The organism is Lysinibacillus sp. LZ02 (assembly GCF_050613145.1).
GTDB lineage: Bacteria > Bacillota > Bacilli > Bacillales_A > Planococcaceae > Lysinibacillus_B.
Genome location: NZ_CP192507.1, coordinates 3,273,549 through 3,285,767, shown reverse-complemented (window position 1 = coordinate 3,285,767; position 12,219 = coordinate 3,273,549). Strand labels below are relative to the sequence as shown.

At 38.0% G+C, this 12,219-nt stretch carries 9 protein-coding genes; 2 read left to right on the top strand and 7 right to left on the bottom strand.

Annotated elements, in window-relative coordinates:
* Positions 1–7: 7 nt before the first annotated feature.
* Together ACQQ2I_RS15915 and ACQQ2I_RS15910 are read right to left on the bottom strand one after the other, a co-directional pair.
* The gene (locus ACQQ2I_RS15915) at positions 8–1,147 is read right to left on the bottom strand and encodes an acyl-CoA dehydrogenase family protein (protein WP_431027747.1); all 1,140 of its coding nucleotides are present in this window, start codon (positions 1,145–1,147) and stop codon (positions 8–10) included.
* Positions 1,148–1,166: 19 nt separating this feature from the next.
* Positions 1,167–2,315, bottom strand: a complete 1,149-nt coding sequence (locus tag ACQQ2I_RS15910; protein ID WP_431027746.1) for a CaiB/BaiF CoA transferase family protein — start codon at positions 2,313–2,315, stop codon at positions 1,167–1,169.
* A 302-nt stretch (positions 2,316–2,617) separates the two neighbouring features.
* Between ACQQ2I_RS15910 and ACQQ2I_RS15905 the strand changes: the two genes are divergently transcribed.
* Positions 2,618–3,937 carry a YjiH family protein gene (locus tag ACQQ2I_RS15905; protein ID WP_431030537.1) on the top strand — a complete coding sequence of 440 codons (1,320 nt, stop codon included), beginning with the start codon at positions 2,618–2,620 and terminating at the stop codon, positions 3,935–3,937.
* Positions 3,938–4,238: 301 nt separating this feature from the next.
* Here the strand turns inward: ACQQ2I_RS15905 and ACQQ2I_RS15900 are convergent, their stop codons facing one another.
* The 5 genes from ACQQ2I_RS15900 to qoxA form a co-directional block, all read right to left on the bottom strand.
* Positions 4,239–5,813 (bottom strand): diguanylate cyclase, encoded by a 1,575-nt coding sequence (locus ACQQ2I_RS15900; protein WP_431027745.1) that lies wholly within the window; start codon positions 5,811–5,813, stop codon positions 4,239–4,241.
* Positions 5,814–6,104: 291 nt separating this feature from the next.
* Entirely contained in the window at positions 6,105–6,386 is a 282-nt protein-coding gene (gene qoxD, locus ACQQ2I_RS15895; protein ID WP_431027744.1) for a cytochrome aa3 quinol oxidase subunit IV, read from the bottom strand.
* 1 nt (position 6,387) lies between these two features.
* Positions 6,388–6,987, bottom strand: coding sequence for a cytochrome (ubi)quinol oxidase subunit III (locus ACQQ2I_RS15890; RefSeq protein ID WP_431027743.1), 600 nt, complete (start codon positions 6,985–6,987; stop codon positions 6,388–6,390).
* Positions 6,987–8,945, bottom strand: coding sequence for a cytochrome aa3 quinol oxidase subunit I (gene qoxB, locus ACQQ2I_RS15885; RefSeq protein WP_431027742.1), 1,959 nt, complete (start codon positions 8,943–8,945; stop codon positions 6,987–6,989). Before qoxB ends, ACQQ2I_RS15890 begins: the two co-directional genes overlap by 1 nt.
* Positions 8,946–9,026: 81 nt before the next feature.
* A complete protein-coding gene (qoxA, locus tag ACQQ2I_RS15880) occupies positions 9,027–9,917 on the bottom strand; it encodes a cytochrome aa3 quinol oxidase subunit II (RefSeq protein WP_431027741.1) in 891 nt (296 codons plus the stop codon).
* Positions 9,918–10,830: 913 nt separating this feature from the next.
* Between qoxA and sstT the strand changes: the two genes are divergently transcribed.
* Positions 10,831–12,042: a serine/threonine transporter SstT gene (sstT, locus tag ACQQ2I_RS15875; protein WP_431027740.1), complete on the top strand. Its 1,212-nt coding sequence runs from the start codon at positions 10,831–10,833 to the stop codon at positions 12,040–12,042.
* Positions 12,043–12,219 lie beyond the last annotated feature (177 nt).

Genomic DNA, 12,219 nt, shown 5'->3' with positions numbered 1-12,219 from the left:
ATTTATTTTATTTTAATAAATGACCTGAAATAACCATTTTTTGTACTTGTGATGTACCTTCGAAAATTTCAAGAATACGTTGGTCACGGTATAAACGCTCAACCGGGTATTCTTTCATGTAGCCATAACCACCGTGAATTTGTACAGCCTTATTAACGACTCGATTGGATGCTTCTGATGTGAAGAGCTTTGATACAGCTGCTTCTTTTGAAATACGATAACCTTCCTGATCCTTTAAACTTGCTGTGTAGTATGTATAAATACGTCCTACTTGTATATCTGCTTCCATCTCAGCAAGCATCCACTGGATCCCTTGATATTTTGAAATTTCGTTGTTGAAGGCGATACGCTCTTTGGAATATTTTACAGCTTCATCAAGCGCTCTCTGTGCTAAACCGACTGCCATTGCAGCAATACCGATACGTCCGCGGTCAACAACTTGCATCGCAATTTTGAAGCCGTCTCCTTCTTGCCCAACTAAATTTTCTTTTGGAATGCGGCAGTTTTCGAAAATGATCTCGTCAGTGCGGGCACCGCGAATCCCCATTTTATCATCGCCAGCACCGTAAATTAATCCTTCTGTGCCTTTTTCTACAATAAATGCGCTAATGCCTTTTGTTCCCGCGGCTGTGTCTGTTTTGGCATATACAACAATAATATCTGCATAAGCCCCATTTGTGATGAACACCTTTTGACCGTTTAGTACGTAGTGGTCACCATCTAATTTTGCTGTTGTACGCATGGCACCAACATCTGTACCACCGCTTGGTTCTGTTAAACCAAATGCAAATAACTTTTCACCTGTACAGCCTGGTGTTAAATATTTTTTCTTTTGTTCTTCACTTGCAGCTAAAAACAAGCCATCAATCCCTAAATAGAGCGCTGTTAAAATAGAGCCTGTTGCTGCGCAGGCTGCTGTGATTTCTTCAACAGCGATAGCTTCTGTAATAGAGTCTGCCCCTACACCACCGTACGCTTCAGGGTAGGCGATCCCCATTAAACCCATTTCAGCAAGCATTGGAATGGTTTCAGTCGGGAAGCGGTTTTCGCGATCTAATTCCTCTGCTTTTTCTTGTAATACTTCATTGCTGAAAGCCCTTACCATTTTTCGGATTTCGAGTTGCTCATCTGTGTAATTGAAATTCATAATTTATTCCACCTTTCTATTATACTAGTTTTTTATATTTTCCGAAAATTTCTTCGTTGTTTACCCCTAAGACAGGGATTGTTTTATTAATTTGAGCAGGTGTTTCAGACAACTTCACTGGGTTTCCAGTAATACGCATTGTGCCAGCGGTTGGGTGTTCTACATCAATGAGCATGTCGCGCTCGGCGATTAAAGGGTCTTCTGCAATATCTTTAATCGTATTAATGCGTGAAGCAGGGATGCCGGATTGCTCTAAAATTTGCTCTGCCTCAATTGAACTATAGTTAGCTAGCCATGATTCAATAATTTCTTTTAGTTGTGTTTCGTTTTCTGTGCGTAATTCATCTGTTGTAAAACGTTCATCTTTTGAAAGCTCAGGCATTTGGATCGCTTCACAGAATTTTTCAAATAGACGATTATTGGCAATCGCAATGACTAAATAACTTTCTTTTGTTTTGAAAATATCAAATGGTGTACTAATGGGATGGCGACTACCGATACGTTCTGGTACTTCCTTGTTAATTGTGTAGCGAAGTACATTTGTTTCTAGCATGGCAAAAATACTATCCACCATCGAAATATCAACAAACTGTCCAACACCTGTACGTTGTTTATGGAATAAGGCTACCATTGTACCGTATGCAGCATATAAAGCAGCACTCATATCTCCTAGTGAGTTTCCTGTACGGGTTGGAGGTGAATCAGGATAACCTGTAATGCTTGCCATGCCGCCAATAGCCTGTGCGACTAAATCATAAGCAGGGCGGTGTGACAACGATGTGTTTTGTCCGAATCCAGAAATAGACGTATAAACAAGACCAGGATTGATTGCTTTTAAAGTTTCGTAATCTAGTCCGAGTTTTTGAATAACACCAGGACGGAAATTTTCAACAACGACATCTACATCACGAACCATTTCTTTAATTAAGTCAATATGTTCAGGGTTTTTTAAATCCAGTTCGATACTTTTTTTTCCTCGATTCACAAGAGCAAAATAAGCACTTTCGCCATTTACATACGGACCAAAATGGCGTGTATCATCCCCGAAGCTAGGTAGTTCCACTTTAATTACTTCTGCACCTAAATCTGCTAGAAGCATTGTACAATATGGACCTGCAAGTACCCTGCTAAAATCTAGTATAGTAATCCCCTCAAGTGCTTTTGCCATGTTTGATATTCCCCCTTTGATGATTTTCTTTATTGTCATCTATAGAAATATTTGTTACTAGCGTAAAAAAAATATGTATTTGTGGATTTTTTAAAGATTAAATGAGATAAAATGTGCACAAAGGTGCTTAAAACTTACAAAAGTGAGTTTTTTCGATAAAATGTCCACTTGTATGGAAAATAAACTATTATTAAAATTTTCTAAAAATAGAGTTACTTTCATCTATTTTTTACACAAGGGGAATGATTTAGCAAAGGGGGAGTATTATGACGAATGTAACAAGGGAGGAACACTTCGAGTCAATGCCAGATTCGAAAGTGCCGCAAGTAAAAACGACATCACTCGGCATATTTAAGTTTTTGGGGTTTAGTTTAATAGGTATATTAGCATTTTTTATTCCATTTGAAATTAATGGAGCGTCATCTATCCTATTAGACCATATTGTGACGTATATTCGTAATTCAGTGCCGACATTTGTAACGTATTTTGCGCTTATTGTTTTGTTATTAGGAGCAGCTTTACCGTTTTATGAAAAAACATGGAGTAAATCAATTACAGATATGATCTTATCAGTGTTCAAAGTAATTGGTGCTGTTGCTGGGTTAATGTTAGTTTTTGATTTTGGACCTGCTTGGTTATTTGAGCCAGATTTAGGGCCATATTTATATGAAAAGTTAATTAAACCGGTATCATTACTTGTCCCGATCGGAGGAGTATTTTTAGCCTTTTTAGTAGGGTATGGTTTATTAGAGTTTATAGGGGTGTTTATGCAACCAATTATGCGTCCGTTATTTAAAACGCCAGGACGTTCAGCCATTGATGCTGTGGCATCATTTGTAGGAAGCTACTCACTTGGTATTTTAATCACAAATCGTATTTATTTAGAGGGGAAATATACGAAGCGTGAAGCAGCCATTATTGTAACCGGTTTCTCGACAGTATCCGTTACGTTCATGGTTGTTATTGCTAAGACATTAGAGTTAATGGATATATGGTTAACTTATTTTTGGGTGTCTTTAATCATTACATTTACTGTAACAGCTATTACAACACGTATTCCACCGATTAGTAGAATTCCGAATGAGTGTGCACCAGGTGCTACACCACAACCAGAAAAAATGATTAAAAAAGAACGTTTTAAACATGCATGGGCTGAAGCGATGGAAGTAGTCAATACAACACCAGCATTACCGCAAAATATTTGGATTAACTTACGTGATGGTTTACGTATGGTCATGAATATTTTACCGACAATTATGTCCGTTGGTTTACTTGGGATGCTACTTGCGCTTTATACACCCGTATTCGATGTTATTGGATTAATCTTCTATCCGTTTACGTGGGCGTTGCAAATGCCAGAGCCTATGTTAACGGCAAAGGCAGCGGCATTATCAGTTTCTGAAATTTTCTTACCAGCACTAATTGCAGCTGGTTCGATGGAATTTACGCGTTTTGTTGTAGCTGTCGTTTCAGTATCGGCTATTTTATTCTTCTCAGCGATGATTCCATGTATTTTATCAACAGAAATCAAAGTTAGTATTCCACATTTAATATTCACTTGGTTTGTACGTGTTGTGCTAACATTAATTTTAGTGACACCGGTCGCGATGATATTATTTTAAATAAAAATGTTCCTAAATCGATACGTGGTTTAGGAACATTTTTTATAGAAATGAAAACTTTATGTTCTGCATAGCGTTTAGAAAAGCTTTAGGGATGTGTCAAAAAGTCTTATTTGTGATTTCGGTCCGCCAATCCAATTTAACAGGAGTAGTTTATCTGTAAAGAAAGGAGAAGCATAGGTGGGAGATCTAGTGGCAACAAGACGCTACTCATTTAGACGTTGTAGCGTTCTTAGTCTGAGTCCCTTTCTCAAACAGTGGGATGAGGAAAACTTCCACTGTTTGAAAGTACACTTTATTTTTAGTTGCTTAAAACTTCTTCATTCGCTTCATAGACATGTACGCGGTTGCGCCCTGCCGCCTTGGCTGCATATAAAGCCTGATCCGCTTTATTTAAAAGTTGGTATAATGTCTCGTCTGTTTCATGTGAAGCTTCAGCCACTCCTAAGCTGAGTGTTACATTAATCTTTCCTTCTTCGGTCATACAAGACTGTGATTCTACATATTTGCGTATTTGATTTGCTACAGCTTCTCCTTGTAATCCGTTATATCCCTTTAAAGCAAGAACAAATTCCTCACCACCATAACGAGCGAAGAGTGCGCCTTCTTCCAATTGTGTTTGACAAGCCTTTACAACATGAACAATCAATTGATCCCCTGCATGATGACCATATGTATCATTCACTCTTTTGAAGTAATCAATATCTAATAAAATGATTGTAAAAGGTGATATATATTTTTTAGCGGCAGCAAAATCTTGCTCACATTGTTGGAAAAATGCCCGGCGATTATATATTTGAGTAAGCTCATCATAATAAGCCTGATGCTCCAACTGTTGCTGTAACATTTTCAGCTCTGTAATATCGGTGAAAATAATTAATAAACCTTTGCTATGATGGACATGCTGCAACGTTGATATACGAATCTGATAAATACGCTTTGAGTTACCTGTGCCTAATGGGATTTCTTTAATAAATGTTGTATTCTCTAAGCTATAAGGAAAAGTATCCTCGGTTAAGGTAAGCCAAACTTTAGAAAAGGTCATTCCAAACATCGTTTTATTTAATAGAGGGAACATGTCTTTACATGCTTGGTTAAACTCAATTAATCGTAAGGACGTATCTAATACCATAACCCCATCATCTATACTATTGAAAATAGCATCTTTCGCAATGGGCATCAGTGTAAACAGACGTGAAGAACTAATTGACCATAAATATAAAAGTGAAGAAAGCCATAACATCATTGGAACCGGGTCGATGCCCTTTGGTGTGAATCCCATTAAGTAAAGAAAAGCGGTTAATATGGGCACAAGTTGACTAAACATTAACGTCATTAATTGTGGCCGATATACATTGCCTGTTTCTTTCCAACGAGACAGTGCGAGTAAAAAAGCGCCAAACATGCACGAAAATATAAAAATACCATGAATCGTATACCAGACACCTATTTCTTGATGAATAAAAGGAGCACCTAGCGCTGGGTCTATTTCAAAAACTCGATAATGAAAATGATGCAAACCATTTGTCGCAACCATTAAGATAGTGAGGGAGGGAATCGTAAGAAGTGCAATCTTTTTTGGTTTTGTAATGTTCATTCCTACATATTTCATGATGAATAATAATCCTAATGGGGGAGAAAATGCTATGCCTATATATTGAAAGGTTGTCCAGAGCATGATCTGTTCGACGGTTGTTGATAATAAAACGAATACAGAGGAAAAGCAATAAATGATTATTGTAGCTGTATAGCAAATAAAGAAGTTTGCTATATTGGTATAGTTGTGTCTTTTTATAAATGCATATATGCACAAATACAAATTGAGTACGCCTGATGTACAAGTAAGCGCGATATAGGCTGTTAATTGGGAACTCATCGTTTAATACCTCCTTTTAGAATATAATTTCTGACATTAAATATAGCTTATGCACTAAATTATATAAAAATCCAGTCGGTGTGTGAAGACGTAATAGGACTTTTTTATCGGGATGAGGCTACATTTAAGCATCAGTGTAGCCATGATAGAGCTAGTTCACCAAGCACCAAATAAAAAAACGAATGAATCCATTAGCTAGATTCATTCGCTTTTATTTATATGCATTTTATCACCGTAAAAGTCGCAGATGCGGTGATTACGTTCCCAAGCCTATAAAATGCACCTTTTAAATTACATATCCCAAAGAAGGATGAGTAGGGTACCTAAGATTGTAATAATGACCATTGCAAAGCCATATACAATGTTTGAGTAAATTGACCACTTATCTTCTGTTTCACCAGCGTGCATGAAAATCATAAATTGCAGGCCAGCTTGTAGGAATGCTGTAACTAATAGTACTGTAATCCCTGTTGTCATGGACATGTCCATGAAGTAAACAAGCAGGGCAACAGCTGTTAAAACTAAAGAGAATACAAATCCCATTACTTGACCGATTGGAAAGAACTTTGCCATATTACATCATTCCTTTCAAGTAAATGAAACTGAAGATGAAAATCCACACAACGTCTAGGAAGTGCCAGTATAGCGAGAAGATGAAAGACTTATTCGCTGTTTCTGGATTTAAACCACGTTTCCAAATTTGAATCATGATAAATAATCCCCAGAATAAACCGACTGTTACGTGCAAACCGTGTGTTCCTAAAGTCGTTAATAGGATCGACGTGAAGGCACTTACAGTAATACCAGCGCCAATATGTGCATAGTGTGTAAATTCATAGATTTCAACACTTAAGAATGCTAAACCTAATAGTAGAGTTACAGCCATAAATGAAAGTGTTGCTTTTTTACTGCCTAAACGCATCGCATGGATGGCAAGACCGATTGTAAAACTACTTGCTAAAAGAATAAATGTTTCAGCTAGGACTGGACCGATTTCAAAAATCTCCGCACCGGCAGGACCGCTACCTGTACGGTCTACTAATGTAAAGTACGCGGCGAATAATGTTCCAAACAGCATAATCTCCGCACCAAGGAATACCCAGAAACCAAAGATTTTTAGGTTATTTTCCTCTGTACTATACTCTAGCGGGCGTGAGTGATCTACTTTAGCCATTATTTCGCACCTCGCTTTTCATATTGACTTTCTGTTGCCTTTACTTCTTCAGCAGAAATGTAGTAACCGTGATCTTTTTCGAATGAACGATGTGCCATACCTGCAAGAATCACGATTAAACCGATAATCGCTGGAATCCACATACTAAAGATTAATGAGAATCCTCCTAGGAAGAATCCACAACTCATAATGAATGGACCACCAGAGTTATTTGGCATATGAATCTTTTCAATATTGCCTTTGAAAATCTTCGTACCTTTTTTCTTCATATCCCAGAATGCTTCAGAAGTACTTTCTGAGATATCAGGTGTAATTGCAAAGTTGTAATTTGGAACTGGTGTATGTGTCGCCCACTCTAAGCCACGTGCATTCCATGGGTCTGAACCGATGTTGCGTGGAGAGTTTTTAAAGCTATACCAAATGTTCCAAACTAACATGATAAATGATACAGTCATGATTCCTGCACCAACGAATGACACCATGTTTAAAGCGCTAAAGCCAGTTGATTCAGAATAAGTGTACATACGACGAGCTTGTCCGTCTAAACCAGTGATATACATTGGGATGAACGCAAGGACGAAACCAGTCGACATTACCCAAACCGTTGCTTTACCGATTTTTTCATTCAGCATGAAACCAAACATTTTTGGCCAGTAGAATGTTAAACCAGCTAACATCGCGTAAACAACACCAGGGATGATTACGTTATGGAAGTGCGCAACTAAGAACATTGTATTGTGGTATTGGTAGTCAGCTGCAGACATTGCAAGCATAACCCCTGTTACACCACCAAGCGTGAATAACGGAATAAAGTGAACAGCATACAACATCGGTGTTGTAAATTCAATTTTCCCTTTATAAAGCGTAAACAGCCAGTTGAATATTTTAACCCCTGTTGGGATTGCAATGGCCATTGTTGTGATCGAGAAGATCGAGTTTGTGAAAGCACCTTGACCCATCGTAAAGAAGTGGTGCGTCCATACTGTGAATGCAAACACAGAAATAATAATCATCGACCATACCATCGAGTTATAGCCATAAAGGTTACGACGGGCAAATGTCGAAATAACCTCTGAGAAAATACCGAATGCTGGTAAAATTAAGATATATACTTCAGGGTGACCCCAAACCCAGAATAGGTTGGCCCAGAGCATATCCATACCACCGTTGCCGATAGCGAAGAACTGCGTATCAAATAAGCGGTCCATCGCACCCATTGCTAACGCTACAGTTAGAACTGGGAAAGCAAATACAACGATTAAGTTTGCAATTAATGCTGACCAAGTGAACATTGGCATTTTAAATAATGTCATACCTGGTGCACGCATTTTCATGATTGTTGTAATAAAGTTAATACCTGTAATTAATGTACCAAGCCCTGCAATTTGGATCGCAATCATATAGTAGTTCGTACCAACTGAAGTACTGAACTCGTTATCTGCTAATGGGAAGTACGAAGTCCAACCCGCGTCAGGAGATCCCCCAACAACGAATGAAAGGTTGAATAGCATTGCCCCCATAAAGAATAGCCAGAAGCTTAAGTTATTTAAGCGTGGGAACGCAACGTCACGCGCCCCAATTTGTAAAGGTACTAAATAGTTAAAGAAGAATGTAATGAACGGCATTGCCATGAATAGGATCATGACTACCCCGTGTGTTGTAAATACTTCATTATAGTGTTGCGCGTCTAAAAATGTATTATCCGGAACTGCTAGCTGTAAGCGTAGCATGACCGCATCAACGCCACCACGGAATAACATTAAGAGTGCTACTAGTAAGTACATTATACCGATTTTTTTATGGTCAACCGTCGTAATCCATTCACGCCATAAGTAACCCCATAGCTTGAAGTATGTGATCACCGCGACTAATGCAATCGATACAAGCACAATTGACACCATTGCAACGTAAATTAAAAAGCTTGGATGTGGTATCATAAAGCGCTCAAAAAATTCCATATTGTTGTAACTCCTTTCAGACTAGTACAGCCTTTTTAGTTTACATCATTAATGAGAAGAATGATTTTCATGTCCAGTGTCTTATTCTTCATGTCCTGCATGTTCGTTATGGTCTGCATTTACAGAACCTGATTTGCCGTGATTATGCTCTGGTGCTGGTGAGAACTCAAGGTGTGTACCTGTATAAGTTGAACGACCAAGGTGACCAGGCTCCAGTAGCTCTTCGAATTTTTCCTCTGTTAGTGGTTCAGCAGTTTCGTGTACTTCTTCTACCCACTCATCAAAGTCTTTTTGAGACATTGCTGTTACATCAAATGTTTGTTCAGCTGTTCCCTTACCCGCGAAGTTCGCGTTACGACCCCAAAACTCGCCTTCAACATCCGCAGCTAAGTGAAGCGTTGTTACCATATCGGCCATCGCGTATTTCTGACCGCCTAGCTGTGGAATCCAGAAACTTGTAATTGGTCCGTAAGAGTATAACTTGAACTCAATGTTGCGGTTTGCTGGAATATATAGATAGTTGACCGTTTCAATTCCTTGTTCTGGGTAGCTAAAGTGCCATTTCCAATCAGAAGAAGATGCATAGATCACTAGTGGCTCTTCATCTTTGTATTGTTCTGGCGCACTTTCTACTAAATAGTTACTTTCTACCGTTCTAAAAGATAAGAACAGAACGATTAGAATTGGAACCCCGATACAAATTGTTTCTACTAGCCAGTGACCATGGATATGTGGCGGCTCGTAGTCAGGACTTTGTTTCGAAGCGCGGTATTTAAATAACATAAATACCAGCAATGCAAGTACAACAAGCACAATGCCAGACATCAGAAAAATTAACATCATTGTGTCATTTGCTTGTACTTCGGCTTGAGGACCTTTAGGGTCAAGCACTAATAAGGGATTACATCCACCAAGAAGCAGAGTGCCAAAGACTGTTGATGCTAGTAAAGTCCCTTTCATATTCACTTTCATAGTTAGACTCCTTTCAATTAGATACAGCTAATTAAAGATGTCGTATTTACCTATTTGCACGTTAGAGATAGTGAAAACAAGTAGCAATAGGTATATACAGCATGTCTGAGGTAAACGGTGATATAAAATCAAATATGATGGATGATGATTCGGTACATCTATTAGTGCAATCGAATCGCGCTGTAAAGTTTTCTATTTCTGTAAGGGTTCTGTCTCAATCGTTCATTACTGTGTAGCAGTTAATTGACAGCTTATTGCCTAAAATAGAATTCACCACCATCGCATCTAATGGTTCATTATGTCAGATAGAACTTTTGATCTTTATAATGACAATCACCTCTGACTGCTTAGAAATTTTATTAGAATATTAAGCTATAGTCAAAAAAATAATATGCAATTTTGGATGATAGAACTATAGAGTCATAATGGATGAAATTTCTAGAGCGCAGGTTGGAGAGGAAAAACCGCGTGTTAATCGACATTAATCGACATTTTCGAGCTTTTCAGCATCACGTTTATTTATGTCATTTTTATGACACAGCCTTATTTTCGAAATAATCAAACTATTAAGTTAGAGGTTCAACATGAGGGAAACGAGAGACTATTTTACAGAAAAGTATATAAAAAAGATAAAAAAATGAGTATTCTAACAATATTTTGACGATGTGAAGATTTGGATCTTTTGTAGGAATGAGGACATAATATCTTAATTATTGTACTGATAAGGATTTTTCTATGTGGTCAATTGTTAGATATTTGCGGGTTTTTTGTATGTGGGATCGCTTAAAAAAGACAAAAATTTATTATTTTTATTAAATTTTTTACGAAATTCAAAAATAATATGTTAATATGTATTTTGTAGAAAAACAAACATCCGCATAGAGAGTACAAAAAATGCGGTCGGAGGAAATAGATGAAACATTTATTTGCAAGATGGAATCAGATTAATCTAGTGAATCGAATTATTTTCGGTATTATGATCGGCTTACTTTTAGCTTTAGTTGCTCCAGAGGCGGCAAGCGGCATTTCAATTGTCGGTTCATTATTTGTAAGTGCGTTAAAGGCTGTTGCACCTGTATTAGTGTTCTTTTTAGTAATCAATGCTATTGCAGGACAAAAGAGCGACAACAAAACAAATATGAAATCAATTGTAGTTTTATATGCCGTGGGTACATTTTTAGCGGGATTTGTAGCAGTAGTAGCAAGCTTTATGTTCCCAACTACATTAACACTAAAGGATGCGGCACAAGATGTGGCACCTCCAAGTGGCATTGGTGAAGTATTACAGACGTTATTATTTAATATCGTGTCCAATCCTGTAACAGCGCTGATGAATGGTAATTACATCGGTATTTTAGCATGGGCCGTTGTGTTAGGGATTGCGCTGAAAAAAGCAAGTGCTTCAACGAAAGAAAGCTTATCGAATATTTCAGATGCGATTTCAACAGTTGTCCAATGGGTCATTAGCTTAGCACCATTCGGGATTATGGGATTAGTTTTTGATGCGATTGCGTCAAATGGACTTTCAGCTTTAGGTGAGTATGGACATCTATTATTAGTGCTAGTTGGCTCTATGCTGGCGATTGCGCTTGTTGTAAATCCATTATTAGTATTTGTTTATACAAGAAAAAACCCATATCCCCTTGTTTTAACAAGCTTAAAAGAGAGTGGGATGACAGCCTTTTTCACACGCAGTTCAGCAGCGAATATTCCAATTAATATGAAGCTTTGTGAAAAGTTAGGTTTAGATGAAGATACATACTCTGTATCTATCCCTCTAGGTGCGACGATTAACATGGGAGGGGCAGCCGTAACTATTTCTATTTTGACACTTGCTGCAGCTCATACACTAGGAGTTGAAGTAGACTTTGTTACTGCTGTCATTTTATCGGTTGTATCGGCTGTATCAGCAGCAGGTGCTTCTGGTGTAGCAGGTGGGTCGCTTTTATTAATTCCGATCGCATGTAGCTTATTCGGTATATCAGCTGATGTGGCAATGCAAGTTGTCGCAATTGGCTTTATCATCGGGGTCATTCAAGATTCTTGTGAAACAGCCTTAAACTCATCTTCTGACGTTGTTTTTACAGCAGCAGCAGAGCAAGCAAAAGCTCGTAAAGGTGCATAAGTAAAATATTGTTGTTTACCGAAAGGGGTGTCTGGGAATTTTTAGATTTCTGGACACCCCCTACTTAATGGCAGTTAAATTATAAAGCTACGGGGCTTTCTTTATGATGTGTATGTTTTAGTCTTTGTGTTTATGGAGTGCTACTTTATATAGGATAGAAATAACTGTTCGGAAATG